At 64.0% G+C, this 24,422-nt stretch carries 23 protein-coding genes; 17 read left to right on the forward strand and 6 right to left on the reverse strand.

Annotation, left to right across the window (positions count from 1 at the left end):
* Positions 1 to 13 precede the first annotated feature (13 nt).
* From FJ527_RS22555 to arsK, 4 genes are read left to right on the forward strand one after another with little or no spacing between them, the layout of a single operon-like run.
* Positions 14 to 367 (forward strand): metalloregulator ArsR/SmtB family transcription factor, encoded by a 354-nt coding sequence (locus FJ527_RS22555; protein ID WP_140824052.1) that lies wholly within the window; start codon positions 14 to 16, stop codon positions 365 to 367.
* On the forward strand, positions 364 to 1,158 hold the full coding sequence (locus FJ527_RS22560; protein WP_140824053.1) for an MIP/aquaporin family protein: 795 nt from the start codon (positions 364 to 366) through the stop codon (positions 1,156 to 1,158). The genes FJ527_RS22555 and FJ527_RS22560 overlap by 4 nt, the downstream gene beginning before the upstream one ends.
* The gene (gene arsC, locus FJ527_RS22565) at positions 1,098 to 1,511 is read left to right on the forward strand and encodes an arsenate reductase (glutaredoxin) (protein WP_140824054.1); all 414 of its coding nucleotides are present in this window, start codon (positions 1,098 to 1,100) and stop codon (positions 1,509 to 1,511) included. Before FJ527_RS22560 ends, arsC begins: the two co-directional genes overlap by 61 nt.
* The gene (arsK, locus tag FJ527_RS22570; protein WP_140824055.1) at positions 1,492 to 2,718 is read left to right on the forward strand and encodes an arsenite efflux MFS transporter ArsK; all 1,227 of its coding nucleotides are present in this window, start codon (positions 1,492 to 1,494) and stop codon (positions 2,716 to 2,718) included. Before arsC ends, arsK begins: the two co-directional genes overlap by 20 nt.
* A 165-nt stretch (positions 2,719 to 2,883) precedes the next feature.
* Here the strand turns inward: arsK and FJ527_RS22575 are convergent, their stop codons facing one another.
* Together FJ527_RS22575 and FJ527_RS22580 are read right to left on the reverse strand one after the other, a co-directional pair.
* Complete coding sequence (locus FJ527_RS22575) at positions 2,884 to 3,699, reverse strand: oxidoreductase (protein WP_140824056.1); 816 nt, start codon at positions 3,697 to 3,699, stop codon at positions 2,884 to 2,886.
* Positions 3,700 to 3,750: 51 nt separating this feature from the next.
* On the reverse strand, positions 3,751 to 4,047 hold the full coding sequence (locus tag FJ527_RS22580; RefSeq protein WP_015316901.1) for a YciI family protein: 297 nt from the start codon (positions 4,045 to 4,047) through the stop codon (positions 3,751 to 3,753).
* A gap of 114 nt (positions 4,048 to 4,161) precedes the next feature.
* Between FJ527_RS22580 and FJ527_RS22585 the strand changes: the two genes are divergently transcribed.
* Positions 4,162 to 4,614 (forward strand): helix-turn-helix domain-containing protein, encoded by a 453-nt coding sequence (locus FJ527_RS22585; RefSeq protein ID WP_140824057.1) that lies wholly within the window; start codon positions 4,162 to 4,164, stop codon positions 4,612 to 4,614.
* A 69-nt stretch (positions 4,615 to 4,683) separates the two neighbouring features.
* Here FJ527_RS22585 and FJ527_RS22590 read toward each other — a convergent pair whose 3' ends face one another.
* Positions 4,684 to 5,595, reverse strand: coding sequence for a transcriptional regulator GcvA (locus FJ527_RS22590; protein WP_015316903.1), 912 nt, complete (start codon positions 5,593 to 5,595; stop codon positions 4,684 to 4,686).
* Positions 5,596 to 5,811: 216 nt separating this feature from the next.
* Between FJ527_RS22590 and FJ527_RS22595 the strand changes: the two genes are divergently transcribed.
* From FJ527_RS22595 to FJ527_RS22605, 3 genes are all read left to right on the forward strand, one after another.
* Positions 5,812 to 6,009 (forward strand): DUF1127 domain-containing protein, encoded by a 198-nt coding sequence (locus FJ527_RS22595; protein ID WP_140663408.1) that lies wholly within the window; start codon positions 5,812 to 5,814, stop codon positions 6,007 to 6,009.
* Positions 6,006 to 6,902 carry an NmrA family NAD(P)-binding protein gene (locus FJ527_RS22600; protein WP_140824058.1) on the forward strand — a complete coding sequence of 299 codons (897 nt, stop codon included), beginning with the start codon at positions 6,006 to 6,008 and terminating at the stop codon, positions 6,900 to 6,902. The genes FJ527_RS22595 and FJ527_RS22600 overlap by 4 nt, the downstream gene beginning before the upstream one ends.
* An 86-nt stretch (positions 6,903 to 6,988) precedes the next feature.
* Complete coding sequence (locus FJ527_RS22605; protein WP_181166447.1) at positions 6,989 to 8,089, forward strand: KamA family radical SAM protein; 1,101 nt, start codon at positions 6,989 to 6,991, stop codon at positions 8,087 to 8,089.
* An 8-nt stretch (positions 8,090 to 8,097) separates the two neighbouring features.
* On the opposite strand, the gene FJ527_RS22610 is transcribed toward FJ527_RS22605, so the two are convergent.
* Genes FJ527_RS22610 through FJ527_RS22620 form a run of 3 tightly spaced genes read right to left on the reverse strand, consistent with a single transcriptional unit; the run spans position 8,098 to position 13,363 of the window.
* A complete protein-coding gene (locus tag FJ527_RS22610) occupies positions 8,098 to 8,742 on the reverse strand; it encodes a 4'-phosphopantetheinyl transferase superfamily protein (RefSeq protein WP_140824060.1) in 645 nt (214 codons plus the stop codon).
* Positions 8,739 to 9,215: a GNAT family N-acetyltransferase gene (locus FJ527_RS22615; protein ID WP_140663404.1), complete on the reverse strand. Its 477-nt coding sequence runs from the start codon at positions 9,213 to 9,215 to the stop codon at positions 8,739 to 8,741. Before FJ527_RS22615 ends, FJ527_RS22610 begins: the two co-directional genes overlap by 4 nt.
* Before the next feature lie 29 nt (positions 9,216 to 9,244).
* The gene (locus FJ527_RS22620) at positions 9,245 to 13,363 is read right to left on the reverse strand and encodes a Pls/PosA family non-ribosomal peptide synthetase (RefSeq protein ID WP_181166448.1); all 4,119 of its coding nucleotides are present in this window, start codon (positions 13,361 to 13,363) and stop codon (positions 9,245 to 9,247) included.
* 627 nt (positions 13,364 to 13,990) lie between these two features.
* Between FJ527_RS22620 and FJ527_RS22625 the strand changes: the two genes are divergently transcribed.
* From FJ527_RS22625 to FJ527_RS22665, 9 genes are all read left to right on the forward strand, one after another.
* The gene (locus FJ527_RS22625; RefSeq protein ID WP_140663400.1) at positions 13,991 to 14,236 is read left to right on the forward strand and encodes a DUF680 domain-containing protein; all 246 of its coding nucleotides are present in this window, start codon (positions 13,991 to 13,993) and stop codon (positions 14,234 to 14,236) included.
* A 130-nt stretch (positions 14,237 to 14,366) separates the two neighbouring features.
* Entirely contained in the window at positions 14,367 to 15,338 is a 972-nt protein-coding gene (locus FJ527_RS22630; protein WP_140663398.1) for an MBL fold metallo-hydrolase, read from the forward strand.
* 31 nt (positions 15,339 to 15,369) lie between these two features.
* Positions 15,370 to 15,849, forward strand: coding sequence for a tetratricopeptide repeat protein (locus FJ527_RS22635; RefSeq protein WP_140617977.1), 480 nt, complete (start codon positions 15,370 to 15,372; stop codon positions 15,847 to 15,849).
* Positions 15,850 to 16,142: 293 nt separating this feature from the next.
* Positions 16,143 to 16,649 (forward strand): DoxX family protein, encoded by a 507-nt coding sequence (locus tag FJ527_RS22640; RefSeq protein ID WP_140725199.1) that lies wholly within the window; start codon positions 16,143 to 16,145, stop codon positions 16,647 to 16,649.
* A 120-nt stretch (positions 16,650 to 16,769) separates the two neighbouring features.
* Positions 16,770 to 17,369, forward strand: a complete 600-nt coding sequence (locus FJ527_RS22645; RefSeq protein WP_140663394.1) for a BA14K family protein — start codon at positions 16,770 to 16,772, stop codon at positions 17,367 to 17,369.
* Positions 17,370 to 17,489: 120 nt separating this feature from the next.
* Positions 17,490 to 17,813: a DUF2934 domain-containing protein gene (locus FJ527_RS22650; protein WP_015316915.1), complete on the forward strand. Its 324-nt coding sequence runs from the start codon at positions 17,490 to 17,492 to the stop codon at positions 17,811 to 17,813.
* 194 nt (positions 17,814 to 18,007) lie between these two features.
* Positions 18,008 to 18,295, forward strand: a complete 288-nt coding sequence (locus tag FJ527_RS22655) for a hypothetical protein (protein WP_015316916.1) — start codon at positions 18,008 to 18,010, stop codon at positions 18,293 to 18,295.
* Between the two features lie 56 nt (positions 18,296 to 18,351).
* On the forward strand, positions 18,352 to 18,501 hold the full coding sequence (locus FJ527_RS22660; RefSeq protein WP_015316917.1) for a hypothetical protein: 150 nt from the start codon (positions 18,352 to 18,354) through the stop codon (positions 18,499 to 18,501).
* A 169-nt stretch (positions 18,502 to 18,670) separates the two neighbouring features.
* A complete protein-coding gene (locus FJ527_RS22665; protein WP_246677779.1) occupies positions 18,671 to 24,421 on the forward strand; it encodes a HAMP domain-containing protein in 5,751 nt (1,916 codons plus the stop codon).
* The last annotated feature ends 1 nt before the right edge of the window (position 24,422 follow it).

Raw genomic sequence — 24,422 nt, forward strand, 5'->3', positions numbered from 1 at the left:
GGATTGTTGAAATATGAATGAACGTCAAGCCCTGGCGGCCTTCGCGGCGCTGTCGCAGGAAACACGGCTGCGCGTGCTGCGCCATCTGGTGATCGCCGGCCCCGACGGCATCGCCGCCGGGGCGATAGCCGAAAAGGTCGAGGTTTCGGCGTCCAACGTCAGCTTCCACCTCAAGGAGCTTGAACGCGCGGGGCTGGTGAGCGTGCGCCGCGATTCCCGCTCCATGGTCTACAGCGCCGAGTATGACATGCTGAGCGGTCTTATCCGCTTCCTGATGGAGGATTGTTGCTCCGGCCGGCCGGAAATCTGCGCGCCGGCGGTGTTGCCGGGCTGCTGTGCGGCCGACACGCGGGAGCTTGCCCGATGACTGGCGGCCACACTGTGCCTGGCGCGTCCTCCATCCGGGACACGGCCGGTTTTGATTTGCCGCGCCGGCTCACGGCGGAAGCTCTCGGCACGGGCTTGCTGGTGGCCACGGTGGTCGGCTCCGGCATCATGGCGCAGTCGCTGACGACCGATCGCGCGCTGGCGCTGCTTGGCAACACCTTGCCGACGGGGGCAATCCTCGTGGTGCTCATCACCATACTGGGGCCGGTCTCGGGCGCTCATTTCAATCCGGCCGTTTCAATGGTCCTGGCGCTGTCGCGCCGGCTGCCGGCGAGCGACTGCGCCTGGTATGTGCTCGCCCAATTCTCGGGCGGCGTCGCCGGCACGGTCGGCGCGCACCTGATGTTCGGGCTTTCGCCGCTCGCCTTGTCGACGCATGACCGAACGGGACCCGCGCTCTGGCTTTCGGAAGGGATCGCGACCTTCGGGTTGCTGGCGGTCATTCTCGCCGGCCTGCGTTTCGAGCGCTCGGCCATCCCCTGGCTAGTCGGCCTCTATATCACCGCCGCCTACTGGTTCACCGCATCGACATCGTTCGCCAACCCAGCGGTCGCGGCCGCACGGTCACTGACGGACAGTTTTTCCGGAATCAGTCCGGCAAGCCTGCCGGGCTTCATCGCCGCCGAACTGGCCGGCGCGGGCATTGCCCTGGCGCTGACGACATGGCTGCTGCAGCCGCACGTTCAACCGTTCCCCAACGAGGCCAGCCCATGCCGATCACCATCTACCACAATCCGGACTGCGGCACCTCGCGCAACACGCTTGCCATGATCAGGGCGAGCGGCGAGGAGCCGACCATCGTCGAATATCTGAAACACCCGCCGCCACGTGCGCGGCTGGAGCAATTGATAACGACGCTGGAAATTCCCGTGCGCGCCTTGCTGCGTGAAAAGGGCACCCCCTATGCCGAACTGGGCCTGGCCGATCCAAAGTGGTCCGACGGCCAACTGCTCGATGCCATGCTCGAGCATCCGATCCTGATTAACCGGCCGATCGTCGAAACGCCGAGAGGGACACGGCTGTGCCGTCCGTCCGAGCTTGTGCTGGATCTGCTCGATCACCCGGTGAGCCGGTTCACCAAGGAAGACGGCGAGGTGGTGAGCCATGACCGCGGTAGGCAATGATGGAAGCCTTGCAAAAGCCGAGACCGCGGAGCGTGCCCCGATAGCGGCTGTCGCCGCGCTCGGGATCACCCAGATTATCGGCTACGGTACGCTTTATTACAGTTTCAGCATCCTTGCCGGCGACATGGCGAAGGATATGGGCTGGCCAACCGAATGGATATTCGGCGCGCTATCGGCCGCGCTGCTGGCCGGCGGGCTAACCGCCCCCTTGCTCGGCGGCTGGATCGACCGTTTTGGCGCGGGACGGATCATGACCGCGGGCTCGGCCGTTGCTGCCGCTGCGCTTGCCGCCTGTGCCTATGCGCCCAACGGTCCAGCCTTCGTCGGCGCGCTGATTGCCCTGGAGGCAGCATCGAACCTTGTCCAATACGGCGCGGCCTTCGCGCTGCTGGTCCAGATACGGCCGCGTGCCGCGCAGCGCAGCATAACCTATCTCACCCTCGTCGCCGGTTTCGCATCGACAGTCTTCTGGCCGATCACATCGGCCATGCATGCGCATTTGCCTTGGCGAGACGTCTACCTCGTCTTTGCCGGGCTGAACCTGCTGGTCTGCCTGCCGCTGCACGCCTGGCTCTCGCAGGGGCTGGCCAGGAGCAGGCGCGCGGCGATCGAGCCGCCACGGCACGTCGCGGGATCGCTGCCGGCCCCGGCGCGGCCGCTCGGCTTTGCCTTGATGGTTGTCGCTTTCTCGCTCCAGAACCTGGTCAGCGCCGCCGTGCTGGTCCATATGGTGCCGCTGCTGTCCGGGCTTGGTCTGGGTGCCGCCGCCGCCATCGTTGGAACGCTGTTCGGGCCGTCGCAGGTGCTCAGCCGTTTCATCAATATGGTCTTCGGGATCAACCTGCCGCCGCTGCGGCTCGCCATCATCTCGGCCGTGCTGATGACGGCGGGCGTGGCCATCCTGCTTGGCACCGCGCCTTCGATCGCCGGCGCGATGGCGTTCGCCATCGTCTTCGGAATGGGCAACGGGCTGTTCAGCATCGTCACCGGGGCACTGCCGCTGATGCTGTTCGGCAGAGAAGGCTATGGCCGGCTGCAGGGACGCGCCATGTCCGCCCGCCTGATCGTCTCGGCGGTCGCGCCGTTCGCCCTGGCATTGGCGATGGCCCATATCGGCATTTCCTGGTCGCTGGGCCTGATGGCGCTTGTTGGCTGTCTGGCTCTGCTGGTGCTGGCGGCGATCGCGAAAGTGTCGAGCGCCACCTGAAACCGGGCAGGGATGCCCAGAGGCGGTTTGGCGCCACTCCGCCGGCTCAATTTCCCCTCTCGGAACCGTCGTGGATCGGCTTGTGATGCCTCAAATCGTCCGGCCGCAGCAGCGGATGTCTGGCGTTTCAAAACCGGCTCGCCGAACAGTGGCTACGCGCCTTTGTCACGACGGCAGGTTCATCTGTTTTCGGAGGCTTTTGTCGAAGGCATGCGCGGGAACAAACCGTCGCAGCAGGTATAGGCGACGCGCCTGCTTGCTGGCGGGATAGCGCAGCTTCGGCGATGTCGCGGTGGCCGCGGTGACGACCGCCTGGCCGACTACCTCGGGAGCATCGCCGGTTTCGATCGCCCTGTTCCAGACCGCGGTTGCCGTTGCCCGCGCCTGGTCATAGACACTCATCATCCTGTCCGGCTTCGTCGCATTGTGATCGAGAGCCGTACGGGTGAAGGCCGGTTCGACCAGCAGGACGCGAATACCGAAGGGGCGGACCTCATGGTCCAGCGACTCGGAGTAGCCCTCGACGGCATGTTTCGTGGATGTGTAGAGCGCGCTGAACGGGCTGGGGACAAAGCCGACAACCGAGCTGATGTTGACGATCCGGCCGCCGCCCTGACGTCGCATGATCGGCAGCACCTCGTTTGTGACGCGGATGAGACCGAAGACGTTGACGTCGAAAAGGGTCTTTGCCTGTTCAACGGACGATTCTTCCGCACCCGCGATCAGTGCATTGCCAGCATTGTTGACCAGCAGGTCGATGCGCCCGGCCTGGCTTATCACTTGCGACACCATGCTTGCGACGGAGTCCGCGTCGGTCACGTCGCAGCTCAGCATCGTGATCCCGGGCGGTGACCCGGTCGCGGCTTTCCGGCTCGTGCCGAAGACGCGGTAGCCGGCCGATTGAAGGGCTTTGGCTGTCGCAAGCCCGATGCCGCCCGCTGCTCCGGTGACGACGGCGACGCCGCGATTTTTGTTGTTCATTTCAATATCCTTCGAGATGCATGATCATGACGCTTTGTGCCGACGGACTTGTCAGCCGTGTACGCTCAGATGAAGCATGGGGTGATGTTCGTAATGGCCGGCGCCATTTCTCACGATGGGGTCTTGTGAGGTTATCGCCTGGATGTCCTGGTCGTCGGCGATCCGGTATAGTGACAAGCCATAGCCGCCGCCTGGATCCATCACCGGACCGTGGGCGACGATCAGTCCGCGGTCGAGCAACTCGTCCAAGAAGGCGCCATGCTGCCTCATCCATTCCCGCTCGTCGCCGGTCATGGATGCAAGAAAGTCGGCACGGGGCGGGATGTACTTGCACAGATAGAATTTCATTTGGGACTCCCAGCGGCGCGATGACCGGCCGTCACCATCATTTTGCGGTGGAACGGCCTCGCGAGATCAGATACTATCAAACTAATAGTAAGTCACTATCAAAATGGTATCGACGTGAAGAATCTTTCCAACCAGCCCTGTTTGATCGCCCGCAGCCTCGGCACGGTGGGTGACACGTGGAGCATGCTGATCATGCGCGATGCCCATGCGGGGCTCAGCCGTTTCGACGAATTTCGCAAGAACCTCGGCATCGCTCCGACGATGCTGACCAGCCGGTTGGCGACCTTGACTCAGGAAGGGCTGCTGGAGAAACGGCGATATTCGGAGCGGCCGCCACGGGATGAATATGTGCTGACCGAGGCCGGTCGGGATTTGCTTCCGGTGCTGTTCTCGCTCGCCGCCTGGGGCAGCAAGCACCGGGGCGGTGGCAATTTCACCCGGTTCTTCGACGCCGAGACAGGAACCGAAATCGACCCAGTCAGCATCGATCGCGGGACCGGAACGCCGATCGGCAGCCGTCCCATACGGATCGTGACGCCCAAGCTGTCTGACGGCCCGTCGGACTGACTGGATGCGCCGGAGCGAACGGCGATAGCTGGCCGGCAAGAGAGGGAATTCAGGTGGGCCTTCCTCGGATCAGCCGCTCTTCTTCGCACCAATCCAGTCGGCGGCCACTTCGGCGAACAGCCAGTCACGGAACGCCCTGATCTTTTTCTGGCGCAGCGCGCCTTCGGGATAGACGACGTAGTAGCTGGCCGCCGATTTCAGCGCGAGATCGAAGGGCCGGACCAGCCGGCCTGCCGCGAGGTCGGCCGAGACCAGCGCGCTGCGGCCGAGCAGCACGCCTTCGCCATGCACGGCGGCCTCGACGGCGAAGGTGGCGGAATCGAAGCGCACGCCGCGTGTGGGGTCGATGCCTTCGACACCGGCCTGCTCAAGCCATGTCGCCCAGTCGATGCGAAAGGCGTCGTGGATCAGTTTGTGGTGCCTGAGGTCCGCTGGCAGATGCAGCGGATGCTCGCCTTGCAGCAGTTCCGGGCTGCAGACGGGGAAAACCTCCTCGTCGGCGAGGAATTCCGCCGTCACCCCGCTATAGCCGCCGCGGCCGTAGCGGATGGATATGTCGATGCCGTCGCTGACGAAATCGGCCAGCACGCCCGAAGTCGCCAGCCGCACGTCGATGTCGGGATTGGCGCGATGGAAACGATGCAGCCTCGGCACCAGCCAGCGGCCGGCGAAACCGTCGGACGTGCTGACATTGAGGATGCGCGTCGAGCGGTCGGGTGTGGCGGCGATGGTGGCGGCGGCGATCTGGTCGAGCGCCTTGCCGACCTCCGCCGCATAGGCCGCGCCGACGCCCGTAAGGCGCACGGAGCGTGTGCCGCGATCGAAGAGCTGGATGCCCAGCCTGTCCTCGATGTTGCGGATGGCGCGGCTGACCGCGCCATGGGTGAGGTTGAGCTCCTCCGCGGCCTTGGAGAAACTCAAATGCCTGGCTGCCGCGTCGAAGGCGGGCAAAGCGGTGAGGGGCGGCAGTCTGCGCGGCATCGGATCGACCTGTGAGTGTTACTCACAAATCCTGCACAAAGAGTCGTTTGTCGTCCAGCCCTTAATGGCCCAATATTCAGGCGTACCAAGCATCCACACCGGCTTCCCGGTTCATCGATGCGCTGAATTGACCAGACAAGTGTGAGCAATCGTCATGCTCGCCCCACTCGGGCGACATCGGCAGGCTTGCGCCCAGTGAAACACAGGAGACGGATTATGACCTTGACCCTTCGACCCATCGGCGCCGCGATGAGCGGCCTTGCCATGCGAAGCGCGGCAGCGTTCGAGCGCCGCCGCACGTTGCGCCGCATCTCCCGGCTTTCCGATCGCCGTTTGCATGACATCGGCCTCGAACGCGACTGGGACGGTTCCATCCTTGCTAACGGAATTCTGGCCAATGGGAGGACGATATGACCAGCACCCTGATCATCGGCGCGACCGGACTGCTCGGCAGCGAGATGGCTAAGGCCAGCGCGCGCAATGGCGACAGCCTGCATGTTCTGGTCCGGCAGGCAACGTCGGCCAATGAAGCGCGGATGCGCCCGCTGAAGGATCTCGGCGCCACCGTGCATGTCGGCGATCTCGACGACTATGACAGCCTCGTGCGCGCCGTCGGCAAGGTCGACCGCGTCATCAGCTCGGTGCATGTGGGGTCGGCCAGCGAGATGACGCTGGTGCGCGCCATCAGGGATGCCGGTATCTCCCGCTATGTCCCGTCCGCCGGCTTCGGCCTCGACTTTGCCGCCGCCGCACCCGGCTCGATCGAACCGCTCGACATCAAGCGGGCCGTCTTCGACGCGGTCCGTGAGGCCGACCTGCCCTATACGGTGATCTACACCAACGGCTTCTTCTCGACCTGGGTGGCGACGCTGGGCGACCTGACGCGCTTCGGCTCGACGCCGCTGCCACCCGACGAGGTGACGCTCTATGGCGAGGGCAACGTGCCGGCGACCTTCGTCAGCGAGAAGGATATCGCTGCGGTCACCATGCGCGCACTGGAGGATGCCAATGCTGTTCGCAGCGAGATACGGATCGCGCAAAACAAGATCACCCAAGGTGAAATGATCGAGCTGTGGCGGCAAGTGAGCGGCCGTTCGCCCCGCGTCAAGCAGATGAGCGCCGAGGAGCTGGAGGCGCTGATCGCGGCGGTTCCCGGCCTTGGATTGCTGCGCGCATTCTGGATCCGCGGCGAGACCGCGCTCGAGACGGCTACGCCTGAAGCGGGCGCGCGTTATCCGGAGCTGAGGTTTGAAAGCATCGAAAGCGCTTTTGTGGCGATGGCTGGCGCGGATGGACATAGGTTGTGAAGGCGGCGGACATGGTTGGCGTTGCGACAGCGGTTGACCGCGCTGTTCATCCGGCCGATAGGTCCGCGCAAACAGCCGAGACGCCGATGCCCAATCTCAAAGATGCGACCCGCGCCGCCGACACCGCCTGGCAGGACGATGTCCGCGCCGGCGTGCGCCATGTGCGCGACCTCGCTTCCCTGCCGCTCTCGCCGGCCGAGCGCGAAGCCGCGCACGCCGCCGCGGCGCTTCACAAGGTGCGGGCGCCAAAGGCCTATCTCGACTTGATCGACTGGAACGATCCCGCCGATCCGATCCGGGCGCAGGTGATCCCGTCGCCTGGGGAATTGGACGAGGCTGAGGGTGAGCTTGGCGACCCGATCGCCGATCACGAATTCAGCCCGGTGCCGCGGCTGACGCATCGCCATGCCGATAGGGTGCTTTTGTTCCCGACCTATCAATGCGCGGTCTATTGCCGGTTCTGCTTCCGCAAGGAATCGCTGACGTCGATCGGTCGTGGTTATACGCGCGAGGCGCTGGAGCCGGCGCTGGCCTATATATCGGAGCATCCCGAAATCCGCGAAGTGATCCTGACCGGCGGCGATCCGCTGTCGCTGCCCGACAAGGCACTGGCCGAGATCCGGGCGCGCATCGAGGACATCGCCCATGTGCGATTGCTGCGCCTCCACACGCGCGTGCCGGTGGCACTGCCGTCGCGCATCACGCCAGGGCTGGTCGCGGCGCTGCAGGGCCGGCTTATGGTGACGGTGGTCACCCACTTCAACCACGCGCGCGAGATCACCGACGCCACCGAAGTGGCCTGCCGCGCCTTGCGACAGGCCGGCTTCGTGATGCTCAACCAGAGCGTTCTGCTGAAGGGCGTCAACGATACGGTCGAAGCGCTGGAAGAGCTCTGCCGCGAGCTGATGTACCGGCTGGGGATAAAACCCTACTACCTCCACCATGGCGATCTCGCACGCGGCATGGCACACAGGCGCACCACGATCGCGCAGGGCCAGGCGCTGGTGGAAGCGCTGCGCGCGCGCCTGTCGGGCATCTGCAACCCTGCCTATGTGCTCGACCTGCCCGACGGGGGAGGGAAAGTGCCGCTTGGACCTTGCCATGTCGAGGAACAGGACGGGCAGCGCTGGCGCATACGTGGGCTGGATGGTGCGGTGAGGGCCTATCGAGAGGTGGTTGGCGAATAGGCCAACGCCTATCTGGCAACAAACGCCAGCACGACCACGCGCGGGGCGATACAGTGTGCGAGGCTGACCTTGCGGCCCGTCCTCGTTGTCGCGTGGCCGGTTTCGAGGTCCACGGCGATATCCTCATAGCCCAGCACCTCGCGATCCAGCGGATAGGCGGCCTTGTAGACCGCTTCCTTGGCGGCGAAAAGGATGCGTCCGGCAAGCTGCCGGTCGGCGGCGTCGATCCGGTCTTCGGGAATTGCCACGAGCGAGAAAATCTCATCGGGCAGGGGCAGCGCCGGCTCGACGTCGATGCCGAGCGAGGCGATGCGGCCAACAGGCGCGACCGCCGCCACGGCCATGTCGTCGTCATGCGCGAGCGAGCCCGTTATCCCGTCCGGCCATGCGGGTGCACCGGACGGCGTGCGCAAGAGGGCGAAACCGTCGAAGCCGGCATCCGTCAGCAGTCGGTGCGCGAGCCAGCGCGCCGCGCCGCTGGCCCGCCGCATGGACGGCTGGCGAGCGGGGATGGAGCGTGCTTCCGCCGGCAACAGATGGGTCTCGTCGCCTTCGCGGATGATCCGGCAACCGGTGCGGACCCCGGCAGGAGCCATGGCGGCCATGGCGCGCGCCATGGCGATTTCCTCGGACGGATCGGCGGGCGGCGTCATCGGTCGCCGGTGGGCAGAATGAGATCCGCGATCATTTCGCCGTCCTCGTCGAGCCCCTGTTCGACGAAACCGGCACTGCGATAAAGCTGCCGCGCCGCCTCGTTCTCCGGTTCGTAGCAGATCGACACATGCCTGATGTGGCCGAGCCCGTCGATTTCCTCCAGCACTTCACGCAACGCGGCCTTGCCGTAACCCCGGCCTTGCGAGGCACGGTCGATCATGAAGCGGTAGATGCGCGCCTCGTCATCGTCCCGCGGCGCCTCGTACATCAGGAACCCGACGATCTGGTCGCCTGCCATGACGGCGCGTGGCCGCGCGTCCCGATCGGATCTGGCCTCACGCAGGGAGGCTGCATTGCTGGCGACGAAATCCATCTGCTCCGGCGCCAGCTGCAATGCGGTGACCAAAGCGCGATTGGCTGGGGTCACCGGGCCGATCCGGATGTCCGCGGTGCTTCCGGATCGCTCTGCCATGTGGCCTCCGACGATATCGGGATCGAGCGTCAGGACGACGCCCTGGAGCCGTCTTCCATGACCGGCTCGACGAACCGGTGCAGCTTGGCCGGATTGCCGCGCCAGATCGAGTTGGGCTCCAACTCCTCGCCCTTCATCACGAAGGAATCGGCATCGACCATCGATCCCTTGCCCATCACCACGCCGTAATGAACAAAGGCGGAAGGTCCGAGCGTGCAGCCATCGCCGATACGGATGAAATCGGACTTGAACGCACCTTCTTCCAGCGAGTGGGCCTGGATGACGCAGCCTTCATTGAGCGTGACGTCATCGCCGATCACCACGAGGGAACGCTCGGTCAGGTTGGCGCCGCCGTCATAGACGCGCTTGCCCACCTTGACCCCAAGCATGCGCAGGATCATCGGCCGGAACGGGGTGCCGGCGAACAGGCGCACAACAGGCGAATCCGCGAGCTTCCAGTGGCGCTCGTGGCGCCAGAATGTGACGTCGTAGATCGTCGTTATCTGCGGCTTCAGCTTGCGAAAACCGAGGCTTGCCCGCTCGACGAAGATGTAGAACGGAATGGTGATCGCCGAGGTCAAAAGCACCGCCACGAAGAGGGCGATCTCAGCCCATTCGGTGTAGTAGTTCAGTGCCCGGTCCCAGATCGCCAGCGTGGCGAACAGCATGATCCATTGCGTCGCCATGAACAGGAGGATCGTCACCAGGTTGTGACGGTTCTTGAGCGGGATGCGCTGGCGTCGGTCTTGCTCGTCGATGCCGGCGATGAGTTCCTTGTCGCGGTTCACCATGCGCGGGATTTCAAAGGGCGGCGAGCCGAGAAGGCCGACATTCTCGCGCAATGACCCGTCGATGGGGACCATCACCTTGGTGCCGAGCAGGACGTTGTCGCCCGTGCGTCCATCCGGCGGATAGTAGATGTTGTTGCCGAGATAGTTGCGCTCGCCGATCCGGGTCGGCTCGAGCCGGAACGCGGAAGCGGACTTGTGCATGTTGATCATGAAAAGCCCGTCCGACACCATGGTCTGGGTGCCGATCTCGCACAGGAGCGGGTTTTCGTGCTGCTGGTTGGAGCCGAAATTGGAGCCCGTCTGCACCACCTTGTTGAGGTTCCAGCCGATGGCGCTCATGTAATGGACGATGGCCGAGCTGTCACCGAACAGCAGCCCGAGCACGCGGGAGTTGCTCGAGAACTCGGCAACCGTCTGCAGCCAGTAGCGGAAGCCATAAAGCGTGTAGGTACGGCCGGGTTTCAGGATCAGGCTGAACAGGCGCGGCACCACCGTGGCGGCGAAAAAGGCCGCGGCGATGTAGCCGAACAGCGTGACCGTGGTGCCGATCGCCACAATGCCGATGGTCTCCTGATAGTCGTCGCCGACATTCTCCCAATAGCTGTGGAACAAAAGCGGCAGCGGGGTGACGATGGCAAACAGGCCTATCAGCTGCACGGCCTCGTAGAGGAAGCGCCGGATGCGGGGAGGATTGACGTTGCGCACCTTGCAATAGTCCGCCGTGGTCGGCACCGCGGGCGATCCATGCCAGTGTTCGCCGTCGGGGATGCTTTGCCCGTGCTGCAGCGAGGAGGAATGACCGAGCTGGCCGCCGTCGCCGATCGCGGTGTCGATGTCGAGCGTGCAGCCGACGCCGACGAAGGCGTCGCGGCCGATGGTCAGCGGCCCGGTGTGGATATAGCCGGCCTGGGCGCGATAGCCGAGGATCAGCGATTCCTTGCGCAGGATCGTTCGGTCGCCGATCGAAATCAGGTCCGTGCACACCGGCACCGCCCGGGATTCGATGACCACGTTCTTGCCGATCCTGGTTCCCAGAAGCTGCAGGTAGAGGCTGTAGAGCGGGCTTCCGCGGAACAGCACGACGGGTGCCGTGCGGATCAAGGTTTTGACCACCCAGAAGCGATAGTAGCGCAGGCCCCAGATCGGGAACGCTTCCGCCTTCCAGCGGCCCACCAGCAGCCATTTGGCGGCAATGGCGAAGCCCGACATGCCGAAGAACACGCCGGCAGAGAGCACCACGCACCTGACGTAAAGCTGCAGCGGGTCGTCGAGCGTGTCATAGACCCAGTTGAGGCCGTCATTGATCGCCCACAGCGCCACGTAGCTGTAGAGCGCGTAAAACAGCAACTGCGCCGCGCCGCAGGTCCAGTAGACGAAATTGGACGCCTGGCGGGTGAGAACGGGCTCGTTGGTGGCCGTCGTCATCTCTTCCGCGACGCTCAGGTGCTTGGCCAGGCGCGCCACCGTCGGATAGAGATAGATGTCGCGCATCGACGTCGTCGCCCATTCCTTGCGGGTGCGCACACGCGCGCAAAAATGCGCCATCAGCAACGAGTTGGCGCCGAGATCGTCGAAGAAATTGTCCTCGACGGACACGTCGTCGAACTTCAGCACGGCGCATAGCGCGTCGGCCAGGAAACGCTCGCCGTCATTGCCGGGCGGCACCATGGCGCGATCGGCCGAGAGCCGGACGCTGGTTGGTTTGGGCAACTGGCGAAGGTCGACCTTGTTGGAGACCGTCATCGGGATTGCCGGCAGTTCCTCCAGATAGGAGGGCACCATGTAGTCGGGCAGCCGCCGCTTCATCGTCTGGGCAATGTCGGCGCGCGAGAGCGCCGGCTGGCCGACCTTGGGCGCGTAATAGGCAACGAGTTCGACGCGGCCGGGCTCGATCTCCCAGGTGGTGACGGCGGCCTGCGCGATCTCGGGCTGGTCGAGCAGCACGGCCTCGATCTCGCCGAGTTCAATGCGATAGCCGCGGATCTTCACCTGGGTATCGATGCGCCCAGCATACTCGATCTCGCCGGCGTCACTGATCCGGCCAACGTCGCCGGTGCGGTAGATGCGCTTCGACGGGTTGTTCGGCAGGCCGAGGAAATCGGCGATGAATTTCTGTTCGGTCAGGTCCGGCCGGTTGAGATAGCCGACCGCCAGCCCGATGCCGGCAATGCCGATCTCGCCCAGTTCGCCAGGTTTGGCGAGCCGCGGCAGCGAAGGGTCGAGAATGACGATCGAGTAGGTGGGCAGCGGCGCGCCGATCGTCACCGGCCGGTCCGGCGTCAATGCACCCATGGTTGCCGTGACGGTCGCCTCGGTCGGGCCATAGGTGTTGAGGATCTGCCGGCCGGGCTTCGACCAGCGCACCACCAGATTGTGCGGGCAGGCCTCGCCGCCGACCAGCAGCGTGCGCAGGCTGGGCACGTCCGATGTCATGGACGACAGAAGCGTCGGGCTGCAGGCCATGCAGGTGATGTCGTGATGGCGCAGGAAATCGGCGAGCTCTTCGCCCACGAGAGGCATCTGGCCTGGTGCCGGCACGACCGTCGCGCCGGCGACGAACGGCACCCAGATTTCCTCGGAGGAAAAGTCGAAGGCGATGGTCATGCCCTGATAGACGCGATCGCCCGGCCGGTAGCCGTAGGATGCGGCGGCGACGCGGATGAAGTTGACGAAGCTCTGGTGGCGGATGGCCACGCCCTTCGGCCTGCCGGTCGTGCCGGACGTATAGAGGATGTAACAGATGTCTTCTGCCGCAGTGGGGGCCGGCGTCTTGTGCGGCTTCAGCGGCGCGTCGGACTGGGCTGATATTTCGGCGGCGGCGCTGTCGATCAACAGGTGCGGAACCGGCAGCTGGTCGGCCCGCGAAGCGTAGGTGGCGATGGTGACGACCAGGCTGACGCTGGCGTCTTCGATGATGAGCGCCATGCGCTCTTGCGGAAAGGCGGTGGCCAGCGGCACGAAGGCGGCACCCGCCTTCACCACGGCGAGCAGGGCCACATAGGTTTCCGCGGACCGGTCGAGGATGAGCCCGACACGGTGACCCGGCCGTACGCCGCGCTTGACCAGCAGACGGGCGAACTGATTGGCGCGCTTGTCCAGCTCCCGATAGGTCCAGGCGCGGCCCTCGGAGATCACCGCCGGCAGCGTGGCGAATGTCTCGGCGAGTTGCTCGAAGACCTTGTCGAGTCGCTCGTCCGGTTGACCCGCCCGGGCAAAATCGGCGCCCGCCAGGACCTGGCCGTGTGCTCCGGAGGCAATTCCCGCAAGTGCATCGACGCTGTCGGAGCTGGTCTCGGGTCCTGCGCCCGATCTTGCCGCTTCCCTGTCCAGTTCGGCGATATCGATACCGTGGTCCATTTCCAAACTTTCTCGTCCTGGCAAGCCGTTACAGGCACATCTCGGTCACGCCGCCGCGCCGGCGGGCATTGCCGGCTGTGCCGTCGCTGCAATTTGATCGTTGTTCATGGAGGGGAATGACTGAAGCTTCCAGAACGGAAGATTCCGGAATTCAGACCGGCGATCGCCGGCCGCACCCTCTTTGGCCGGGCGGTTATCACGGAATCGACCGTCCTGTCTTCACAGTTTCGGGAGCATGGGCGTGGGGCGAGAGCGCGCATTGCCTGGGCGCTGCCGGCGGCGAGCGACATGCCGGGCAGGCCACCCATCGATCCGTTCGAACCTCGTTGCATTTGCCCTTACCCAATTCGGTGCGCCTGTGTCCGTGCGCTTGTGCGGCGGCCAGATTTCCGGCCATTGAGGGATGCTTATGCCATCCGATCTTTTCGCCAGTTTTTCCGAACTGTTGAATCTTGTTTCTGAATTGTGTCTGGGCAGCTTTCCGTAGGGCCGCTTTCTGCGGTTTCAGCCCTTCCAGAAAAATCTCATAGCGCCCGGGAATAAAGCGCGGCCCTTGCGGGTCTTCTCTGCAAGCGGGGCAATCTTGCGGTCCGCGACCCATAGAAAACGAAACAAGGATTTACCGAAATGACCAAGCTCGCTCTCAGCGTGGCTGCGATGTTGCTTGCCTCGACTTCTGCCTTTGCCGGCAGCGACCATTTCAACGCCAATGCCCCCAACCAGCCGGGCGTCGCCGTCGACACCAATGCCACCGCCTCGATCCCCTACACGGCACGTCCTCACGGCGTCGACACCAAGGTGACGACCAAGCCGAGCCGGCCGGCGACCAAATCCGATGCGGACGAACCCGGCCAGGGCATCTGGGGCAACTGAGTTCACGGGTCGACACTCGATCCCGGCGGCGCCAATCCGATCCGCGACCAGCGACGGAGGGCCAGGGCTTGGCGCTCCGTCATTCCCTTCGACCTTTCGCCTTAGCCACCACTCAACAGAGGAGATCACCATGTTCAGCATGTCACGCCGCACAGTGCTTCAATCCGCCGCCGCCGCTGCCGCCTTCGGCCTTGCCGGCAAGCTGGAATTCACCCGTCCCGCTTTCGCGCAGACGCCGGTGGAACCCACCGTCGGTTTCTACAAATACACGGTCGGCGATATCGAGGTGACCGCCGTCTATGACGGCATCTGGAAGAAGCCGCACGACCCGGCCTTCATCAAGGATGTTTCGGTCGACGATACCAAGGCAGCGCTCGCCAAGGCGGGGCTGACGACCGACTTCATGCCCATTCCGCTCACCGTAGCCGTGCTCAAGATGGGCGGCAGGCTGATCATGATGGATGCCGGCTCGGGCGTCGGCCAGTGGCAGGCCAACGCCACGCACCTGCCGGCCAACATGGCCGCCGCCGGAATCGACTACAAGGCGATCGACACCATCATGATCTCGCATTTCCACCCCGACCATGTCTGGGGCCTCATGGAGAAGGGCACCAACACGCCGGTGTTCCCCAATGCCGAGCTCATCGTCAACGCCACCGAATACAATTGGTGGACCGACCCGAGCAGGCTGGCGAAGCTGCCCGAGGGCCGCAAGCCGGCGGGCAAGCGCATCGCCGAAAACTTCCCGAAATGGAAGAACTGGAAGCTGGTCGAGGATGGCGCCGAGGTCGCGCCCGGCATCCAGATCATCGCCGCCCCCGGCCACACGCCCGGCCATTCGGTGTACCTCGCCAATTCCGGCAAGGAACAACTGATGATCTCGGCCGACACCATGTATGTGCCGGCGCTTCTCGCACCGCATCCGGAATGGCAGGGCGCCTATGACCAGGACGGGCCGACGGCGATCGCCACGCGCCACAAGATCATCGACCGGGTGATCGCGGACAACATCCGCATTTCCGGTTCGCACTTCCCGTTCCCGGGCACCGGCGTCTTCGTCAAGGACGGCAATGCCTACGGCTTCACGCCTGTCGAAATCTGAGCGCGAGCTCCCAACCCAAGCGAGACAGACAATGAAACAATCCTTTTTGGGCAAGCACGCCCTGTTCGGCCTGCTCGGCGCCATTGCCGTGCTGACCGTGGTTCCCGTCGCAACCATCATCCCAGCCTATGCGGTCGACGACATCGAGGGCGCCGACGCGCCCGACCTCACCGCCGTCAAGGCCAAGATCGACGCCAAGGATTACAAGGGCGCGCTGGCGGACCTGCGCGACCTCGCGCAGGACAACCAGCAGGCCGACGTCTACAATTTGCTCGGCTTCACGCTGCGCAAGACCGGCGACTTCACCACCGCGCTGACCTACTACAACAAGGCACTGGAGCTGAAACCCGACCACAAGGCCGCCCGCGAATATCTGGGCGAGCTCTATGTCGAAACCGGCGACATGGCCAAGGCCGATGAGCAACTGGCCTCGCTGCAGAAACTGTGCCCGACCGGCTGCGACGAGCTTTCCGACCTGCGGAAAGCCATCGATACCAAGGTGACGAAGTAAGTTCTCCCCCCGGATTGCCCCCACTTGCGAAGGGCAATTCGGGGCAATCCGACCTCCCCCTCGGGGAGAGGAGGCGCCGCCTTTCTCTTCTCCCCGCTGGGGAGAGGTGGCCGCGAAGCGCCCGGATGAGGGGCTTGGCGCTAACCCACCAAAGTTCGGGCGCTCGTGGCTGGCGCCCATTGCCGGAGCCGGCGCCTCTCCCTCGAGCCGGCTCCGGCCCTTTCAAGCATCACATTCGGCAGGCGCCGTCCTCGCGCGGCGCATGCACGGTGTCAAAATATCGGAGGCTGACCATGACCCTGAACGAACGCGCCGAGAAGCTGCACGCCCTCGCCATCAAACTCTATGTCAGGGATCTGACCCTGCTTGTCGGGCGCCTGCTCATGTCCTTCATCTTCCTGCATGAGGGGGTGACACTGGCCACCCATTTCGACGGCGCCGCCAAGGCGATGGCCGCGCAAGGCGTCGGTCTGCCGCTGTTTGTCGCCACCATCGCGTTGCAACTGGGGGCAGGGCTCTCGGTGGCAACGGGCGTGCTGACGCGGCTGGGGGCGATCGGCCTCGGCCTCTTCTGCCTGGCAACGGCCACACTGTTCCACACCAACTTCGCCAGCCAGAGCGAGCTGCTGAATTTCGAAAAGGATCTGGCGATCGCCGGCGGCATGTTCGTTCTGGCCGTAGCCGGCGCCGGCCGGATCTCGCTGGATTGGCTGCTGGCCTGCACTCTGCAGCAGCGCCAGCGCGATCGGGAAACGGTGGCGTCGCTGCTGGCGGTCGAGAACCAGTTTTCCCAGAGGTGAGGCTGCCGGTCTGAGGAGGAGCTGAGCGCGCGCGACCCGTTCAAGCGCCTGCGACACGTACTTTGCTGGAACCAGCCTTGATGCTCCGCATTCTATAAGCAGGGGCTGAAGGAGCGTGACGTGAAAGCGATTTTGGCATTGGTCGGCGGCTTTGTCTTGACCCTTGCGGTCTTCGGCAGCGGGCTGGGCTTTGCCGCCTGGTTGCTCGCCGCCAAGCCCGCGCATGAGGCAAGGCCGACCGTCAGCGTGGCGGAACTGTGGACCAGGGACGCGCGGCCGGTGAACAAGGCGGCGCAAAATCTGCAACGCTTGCCGGCCGACCAGCCCGCGCCGCCCGATATCGCCGTCAAGCCGCGGGCACCCGATCCGGCCGCGACCGGATCGATCGCGCCGGCGGCTGGAGCCGACGCGCTGCCGGCGTCCCATGTCAGTTGGTGCGCGAACCGCTACCGCTCCTACAATCCGGATGACAACAGCTACATGTCCTATAGCGGGCAGCAGCGCCCCTGCGTCTCGCCCTATCTCGACGCCGGCGACGACCAGGGCGCGCAGCCATCGGCAGCCGTCAGCTATGTCGAGGGCGGTGTCGCCCCGGCGGTCGCGACGACGGCGCTTTCCGCCGACCATGTCGATTCCTGCTTCAGCCGCTACCGCTCCTACAGGCCCGACGACAACAGCTATCAGCCATATTCCGGCGGACCCAGGCGCCAGTGCGAGTAGCCGCCGTTGCCGTGCAGGCCTGGCTGAAGGGTTGCATCTTGTCGTCCCGACGATCACGCAGATTTTTTGGATCGTTCGCACCGGCGCGGCGTTCATGCCTCACATGAGTGGAGGAATGACATGAGCGACGACCGCGACGACAAGATCAGGAACCGCGCCTACGAGATCTGGCAACGCGAAGGCGGCGGCCATGGCGACCATGAGCGGCACTGGAGCCGGGCCGAGATGGAGATCGACAGGGAAGCCGCCCTGCCGCTGACGGCGGATGACGCGCTGCCACAAACCGGCGAGATCGCGAGCTCCGACGTTCTGACGGTGGAGGAACTGGCGATCCGCGCGGGCATATCGGGCGAGGAGGCGCAGGAGCTGATCGACCGTCTCGGCACCGACCGCGCCGCGATCGAGCAAGCCGCGCGCAGCCTCAAGCCAAAGCGCGGGCGCTGAACGCGCGAGCCTTTCGAAACAACGCGTTGGTGCAACTCGATGACAAGATGATTCATCGAGCCACCGAGCGCAAAACCATGATCGCCCCGAAGCCGGCGCTCTCTTGGAGCGCTATCCCTGGTCATCTCCGACAATGTCGGAACCCTTGGCCGCCTCGGAGGTTCACCCTGTCCCACCGCAAAGGAGATGCACTCATGGACCACGCCAATCACGTAAGGCTCAGCCGCGCCGAACTGACCCCGGATACGCTTGAAGGCGCGACCATCTACGGCCCCAACGACGAGAAGATCGGCTCCGTCGACCATATGCATGGCAGCAGCCAGGTCGTCATCGACGTCGGCGGCTTCCTCGGCATCGGCGCCAAGCCGGTCGCCGTCGCCGCCAACGAACTCGATTTCATGCGCGACGAGGACGGCGACGTTCACGCCGTGACCAGCTGGACCAAGGATCAGCTGAAAGCCATGCCCGAACACCGCGACTGACAATAGGAAGGGCTCGGCGATCGCCGGGCCCTTCGTCCTTTCCTGAGGAGAGACCAATGATCAGGAAGCTGAAACACGGAAAATATCGGCTTTATTCAAGGAAAAAGGACGAGAAGACGGGCAAGCGGCGAAATCTGGGCACGTTCGACAGCCGCGAAGCGGCGGAGAAGCACGAAAGGGAAGTGCAGTATTTCAAGCGGCATTGAAGGGATCGCTGTTGCATAGCGGTACACAGAGACCGAGGCCGCTGTAGGCCTGTCGGCCTCCTAGGGGGCCAGCAAAGCGGCGGACCTTTCAGCCGCGCTTGCAAGCCATATGGAACCAAATACGCGGCCACGCGTTAAGGGCTTCGGCCCGATCCGGCCGGGGGTTCGCGTGGAGGGGTTTTTGGGCGCATCTCGGTTACCAAAAGAACAACTGGACTCTCGACAAATCCTTAGCGCTCTCAAAGCTTTTCGAAACGGCGATTTCTCCGTCCGCATCGAAAACGTCTATGATGGGCTGAGTGGCGAGATTGCAGACACGTTCAATCAAATCGTCGAACTCAATGACCAGGTGACGCGGGAATTCGCGCGGCTCAGCCGGGTGGTCGGCAAGGACGGGCGCATCAGCGAGCGCGGCCATGTCAGGAACGCCAAAGGTAGCTGGGAATCGAGCGTCCGATCGGTCAACGACCTGATCGAGGACATGGTGCAACCGACCGCCGAGGTGGCCCGGGTCATCGGCGCCGTCGCCAAGGGCGATCTGTCCCAGACCATGATGGTGGAGATCGACGGCAGGCCGCTGCGCGGCGAATTCCTGCGGATCGGCAAGATCGTCAACACAATGGTCGAGCAACTCGCCTCGTTCACTTCGGAGGTGACGCGCGTGGCGCGCGAGGTCGGCACCGAGGGCAAGCTAGGCGGTCAGGCCCGGGTCAAGGGGGTGGCGGGCACCTGGAAGGATCTGACCGACAATGTGAACGCGATGGCGACCAACCTGACGAGCCAGGTGCGCAACATCGCGGAGGTGACCACCGCAGTCGCTTCGGGCGATTTGTCGAAGAAGATCACCGTCGACGTGAAGGGCGAGATCCTGGAGCTGAAGTCGACCATCAACACCATGGTCGACCAGCTCAACTCGTTTGCCGGCGAGGTGACGCGCGTCGCGCGCGAGGTCGGCACCGAGGGTAAACTCGGCGGCCAAGCTCGCGTCGAGGGCGTCGGTGGCACCTGGAAGGATTTGACGGACAGCGTGAACCTGATGGCCGCCAATTTGACCGGCCAGGTCCGCAATATCGCCGATGTGACGACCGCGGTGGCGCTCGGCGACCTGTCGAAGAAGATCACCGTCGACGTGAAGGGAGAGATTTTGGAGCTGAAGTCCACCATCAATACGATGGTCGACCAGCTCAACTCATTTGCCGGCGAGGTGACGCGCGTTGCGCGCGAGGTCGGCACGGAGGGAAAGCTCGGAGGGCAGGCGCAGGTGCGGGGTGTCGCCGGAACCTGGAAAGATTTGACCGATAACGTCAATTCAATGGCGGCCAACCTGACCGGCCAGGTGCGCAACATCGCCGAAGTGACCACCGCGGTGGCTCTTGGCGATCTGTCGAAGAAGATCACGGTCGACGTGAAGGGCGAGATCCTGGAGCTCAAGAACACCATCAACACGATGGTGGACCAGCTGAATTCCTTCGCCTCGGAAGTGACGCGCGTCGCGCGCGAAGTCGGCACCGAGGGAAAGCTCGGCGGTCAGGCGGAAGTCCGTGGCGTCGGAGGCACCTGGAAAGACCTGACCGACAACGTCAATCTGATGGCCGCCAATCTCACCGGCCAGGTGCGCAACATCGCCGATGTGACGACGGCCGTCGCGCGGGGTGATCTCTCCAAGAAGATCACGGTCGACGTGAAGGGCGAAATCCTCGAGCTCAAGAACACCGTCAACACGATGGTGGACCAGCTCAACTCATTCGCCTCCGAAGTCACGCGCGTTGCCCGCGAAGTGGGCTCGGAGGGAAAACTCGGCGGCCAGGCCCATGTCGAGGGGGTCGGCGGCACCTGGAAGGATCTGACCGATAACGTCAACGCCATGGCCGGCAACCTGACCGTGCAGTTGCGCGATGTCTCCAAGGTCGCGACCGCGATCGCGACCGGCGATCTCACCCAGAAAATCACCGTCGATGCGCTGGGAGAGATTCTGCAGATCAAGGACGTCATCAACACGATGGTGGACCAGCTGAACTCCTTCGCATCCGAGGTGACGCGCGTGGCCCGCGAAGTGGGGTCGGACGGCAAGCTTGGCGGCCAGGCACAGGTCCGCGGTGTCGCCGGTACGTGGAAGGACCTGACGGATAACGTCAACGCCATGGCCGCCAATCTGACGGGCCAGGTCCGCAACATCGCGGAAGTGACGACCGCCGTTGCGCTGGGCGACCTGTCGAAAAAGATCACGGTCGACGTTCGCGGCGAAATTCTCGAGCTCAAGGACACCATCAACACGATGGTGGATCAGCTCAACTCTTTCGCCTCGGAAGTGACGCGTGTCGCGCGCGAAGTCGGCACCGAGGGGAAGCTTGGCGGCCAGGCACAGGTGCGCGGCGTCGCCGGCACCTGGAAGGACCTGACCGACAACGTCAATTCGATGGCCGAGAATCTGACCGGCCAGGTGCGCAACATCGCCGATGTGACGACCGCGGTGGCGCGAGGCGATCTGTCGAAGAAGATCACCGTCGACGTCAAGGGCGAGATCCTGGAGCTGAAGTCCACCATCAACACCATGGTCGACCAGCTCAACTCATTCGCGGGCGAGGTGACGCGCGTGGCGCGCGAAGTCGGCACGGAGGGAAAGCTCGGCGGCCAGGCACAGGTCGAGGGCGTGGCGGGCACCTGGAAGGACCTGACCGACAACGTCAACCTCATGGCGACCAACCTGACCAACCAGGTGCGCGGCATCGCCGATGTCGTCACCGCCGTGGCGCAGGGCAATCTCAAGCGCAAACTCGCCGTCGATGCCAAGGGCGAGATCGCGTCCCTGGCGGACACCATCAACGGCATGATCGAAACGCTGGCCACCTTCGCCGATCAGGTGACCAACGTCGCCCGCGAGGTCGGCATCGAGGGCAAACTCGGCGGCCAGGCGAGGGTGCCTGGCGCCGCCGGCCTGTGGCGCGACCTGACCGACAACGTCAATCAGCTGGCGGCGAACCTGACCACACAGGTGCGGGCCATCGCGGAGGTGTCGACCGCGGTCACCAAGGGCGATCTTACGCGTTCCATCAGCGTCCAGGCTTCCGGGGAGGTCGCGGCGCTCAAGGACAACATCAACGAGATGATCCGCAACCTGAAGGATCAGACGCTCAAGAATGCCGAGCAGGATTGGCTGAAGACCAACCTCGCGCGGTTCTCGCGCATGCTGCAGGGCGAGCGCGATCTGGCCACGGTGTCGCGCATGATCATATCGGAACTCGCGCCGCTGGTGAACGCGCAGTATGGTGTTTTCTACGTGACCAATCGCGACGAGGAAGAATCTTATCTGGAGCTGGCCGCGTCCTACGCCGCCGAGGGCAAAGCCAAGATCCGCCAGCGTGTGGACTTCCGGGAAGGCCTGATCGGTCAAAGCGCGGCCGACAAACGGGCGATCATGCTCGACGAGGTTCCCTCGAGCTTCCTGCGCATCAGCTCGGGCCTCGGTGAAGCGCCGCCGGCCAGCGCCATCGTTCTGCCGGCATTGTTCGAGGAAGAGGTCAAGGCGGTCATCGAACTCGCTTCGTTCAGCCGCTTCAGCGACACGCATCGCCTGTTCCTCGAGCAATTGATGGAGTCGGTCGGCATCGTGCTCAACACGATCGCCGCGACCATGCGCACGGAAGGGCTTCTCAAGCAGTCCCAGCTTCTGACGTCCGAACTGCAGTCGCGCCAGACCGAGCTCACCAAAAAACAGGAAGAGCTTCACGCCACCAACGAGGAATTGCAGGAGAAGGCGCAGCTTCTCGAGAACGAGAAAAAGCAGGTCGAGAACAAGAATCTCGAGATCGAAATGGCCAGACGCGCACTCGAGGAGAAAGCGGAACAGCTGGCGCTGACGTCCAAGTACAAGTCCGAATTCCTGGCCAATATGAGCCACGAGCTGAGAACGCCGCTGAACTCGCTGCTGATCCTGTCCAACCTGCTCGCGACCAACCAGCAGGGCAACCTGAACGACAAGCAGATCGAGTTCGCTCGCACGATCAACTCGGCGGGCACGGACCTGCTCAGTCTCATTAACGACATACTGGATCTTTCGAAAATCGAATCCGGCACGGTTTCGATCGAGCTCAACGACATGCCGCTCGCACATCTGCGCCAGCATATGGAGCGGACCTTCCGGCAGCTTGCGGCCGACAAGGGGCTTGGGTTTACGATCAAGATCGATCAGATCCTGCCCGAGACGATCCGCACGGACGAAAAACGGCTGCAGCAGATCGTCCTCAACCTTTTGTCCAACGCCTTCAAGTTTACCTCTCAAGGCGACGTGACGCTCAGCATCCATGCCGAGCGGACCGGCCGCGCAAACGGCGCGGCGGCACTGCCGCAAGCGCTGGCCATCGCCGTCACCGACACGGGCATCGGCATTCCGGAGGACAAGCAAAAGCTGATCTTCGAGGCGTTCCAACAAGCCGACGGCACCACCAGCCGCAAATACGGCGGCACTGGCCTCGGCCTCTCGATCAGCCGGGAAATCGCCCGCCTGCTCGGCGGCGAGTTGCGCGTCGAAAGCCAGCCTGGAACGGGATCGACCTTCACGCTTGTCATTCCCTTCGACGGCCCGCGCAGCAGCAGTCTTGCACCGCAGGTCGAGCTTTCGCCGGCCGCCGTTTCCGTTGCGGCCAGCAGCACGACAGGAACGCCGGAACTCGCCGACGACCGTGATGCGATCGATCCATCGGACAGGGTGGTGCTGATCGTGGAGGACGACCCCACTTTTGGCGGGCTGCTGCTTGGTCTTGCGCGATCGGCCGGATTGAAAGGCGTGCTCTCCACCGCCGGCTCGGGAACGCTGGCGCTTACACGCAAGCTCATGCCTGATGCGATCACGTTGGATCTCGGCCTTTCGGACATTGATGGCTGGGTTCTCTTCGACCTTTTACGGCACGATCCGAAGACCAGGAACATACCCATCCACGTTATCTCCGGCGCCGAAGACATCGAGCTTCTCACGCGCCGAGGCGCCGCAAGCGTTTCCAGCAAGCCGGTGTCCGCCGGTGAACTTTCACGTGTCTTCGACGACATTCAGTCGAGGACACTCAGGACACAACGCAATGTGCTGGTCGCCGATCCGGATCCAGAGCGTCGCCTGGCGCTGGTGGAAGCCATTCGCGACGGCGTCACGTCGGTCACCGCCATCGGCCGCGTCGCGGCTAATGCCGACGGGGGTGGTATTGCCGGATATGACGCCGTCGTGTTCGGATTTGGCCGTTCGGCCAAGGACAACGCCCAGATGCTCGATGAGATCATGTCGCAGTTCGGCGATTTTGTCCCGCGCCTGCTCTTCTTCACGCCCCATCCGGACGCGTTTCAACAGCAGGTCGCCTTGCATCCGCCGCTCAGCGATGTTCCGCGTGCCGACAACTTTGCCCAGCTTGGCTTGTTGATGTCCGCCGCCCTTCCAGGCGACAGGCCCGACAAGGAAATCCTGGCTTCCGAGCAACTCGACAACGCCGATCTGGCCGGAGCCAAGGTTCTGATCGTCGACGACGACATTCGCAACATCTATTCGCTGACCAGCGTGCTGGAGACCTACGGTATCGAAGTGCAGCATGCCGAGCGGGGGCGGGACGGCATAGCCATGCTTGAAGAGGCGCCGGACGTCGACGTCGCCCTGATCGACATCATGATGCCCGAGATGGACGGGTACGAGACAATGCGCCGGATACGCTCCCAGCCGGAAATCGCGCACATTCCGCTGATTTCCGTCACGGCCAAGGCGATGAAAGGAGATCGCCAGAAATGTCTGGACGCCGGCGCGTCCGACTACATCGCCAAGCCCGTCGACCTCGACCTGCTCCTCGCCCTGCTGCGGGTTTGGGTCGGTCGCTCGCGCTCGCGAACGGGGACATCGCGGGAAGACGGCGACGACCGCAATCTGATCGCGCCCCGGCGGATTTAGC

The organism is Mesorhizobium sp. B2-4-18, assembly GCF_006441385.1.
In the GTDB taxonomy this organism is placed as follows: domain Bacteria; phylum Pseudomonadota; class Alphaproteobacteria; order Rhizobiales; family Rhizobiaceae; genus Mesorhizobium; species Mesorhizobium australicum.

Bases quoted from the DNA above. Each gene is read 5' to 3' on its own strand.
- FJ527_RS22555 (WP_140824052.1), top strand. From the start codon at position 14: ATGAATGAACGTCAAGCCCTGGCGGCCTTCGCGGCGCTGTCGCAGGAA.
- FJ527_RS22560 (WP_140824053.1), top strand. From the start codon at position 364: ATGACTGGCGGCCACACTGTGCCTGGCGCGTCCTCCATCCGGGACACG.
- arsC (WP_140824054.1), top strand. From the start codon at position 1,098: ATGCCGATCACCATCTACCACAATCCGGACTGCGGCACCTCGCGCAAC.
- arsK (WP_140824055.1), top strand. From the start codon at position 1,492: ATGACCGCGGTAGGCAATGATGGAAGCCTTGCAAAAGCCGAGACCGCG.
- FJ527_RS22575 (WP_140824056.1), bottom strand. From the start codon at position 3,699: ATGAACAACAAAAATCGCGGCGTCGCCGTCGTCACCGGAGCAGCGGGC.
- FJ527_RS22580 (WP_015316901.1), bottom strand. From the start codon at position 4,047: ATGAAATTCTATCTGTGCAAGTACATCCCGCCCCGTGCCGACTTTCTT.
- FJ527_RS22590 (WP_015316903.1), bottom strand. From the start codon at position 5,595: ATGCCGCGCAGACTGCCGCCCCTCACCGCTTTGCCCGCCTTCGACGCG.
- FJ527_RS22595 (WP_140663408.1), top strand. From the start codon at position 5,812: ATGACCTTGACCCTTCGACCCATCGGCGCCGCGATGAGCGGCCTTGCC.
- FJ527_RS22600 (WP_140824058.1), top strand. From the start codon at position 6,006: ATGACCAGCACCCTGATCATCGGCGCGACCGGACTGCTCGGCAGCGAG.
- FJ527_RS22605 (WP_181166447.1), top strand. From the start codon at position 6,989: ATGCCCAATCTCAAAGATGCGACCCGCGCCGCCGACACCGCCTGGCAG.
- FJ527_RS22610 (WP_140824060.1), bottom strand. From the start codon at position 8,742: ATGACGCCGCCCGCCGATCCGTCCGAGGAAATCGCCATGGCGCGCGCC.
- FJ527_RS22615 (WP_140663404.1), bottom strand. From the start codon at position 9,215: ATGGCAGAGCGATCCGGAAGCACCGCGGACATCCGGATCGGCCCGGTG.
- FJ527_RS22620 (WP_181166448.1), bottom strand. From the start codon at position 13,363: ATGGACCACGGTATCGATATCGCCGAACTGGACAGGGAAGCGGCAAGA.
- FJ527_RS22625 (WP_140663400.1), top strand. From the start codon at position 13,991: ATGACCAAGCTCGCTCTCAGCGTGGCTGCGATGTTGCTTGCCTCGACT.
- FJ527_RS22630 (WP_140663398.1), top strand. From the start codon at position 14,367: ATGTTCAGCATGTCACGCCGCACAGTGCTTCAATCCGCCGCCGCCGCT.
- FJ527_RS22635 (WP_140617977.1), top strand. From the start codon at position 15,370: ATGAAACAATCCTTTTTGGGCAAGCACGCCCTGTTCGGCCTGCTCGGC.
- FJ527_RS22640 (WP_140725199.1), top strand. From the start codon at position 16,143: ATGACCCTGAACGAACGCGCCGAGAAGCTGCACGCCCTCGCCATCAAA.
- FJ527_RS22650 (WP_015316915.1), top strand. From the start codon at position 17,490: ATGAGCGACGACCGCGACGACAAGATCAGGAACCGCGCCTACGAGATC.
- FJ527_RS22655 (WP_015316916.1), top strand. From the start codon at position 18,008: ATGGACCACGCCAATCACGTAAGGCTCAGCCGCGCCGAACTGACCCCG.
- FJ527_RS22660 (WP_015316917.1), top strand. From the start codon at position 18,352: ATGATCAGGAAGCTGAAACACGGAAAATATCGGCTTTATTCAAGGAAA.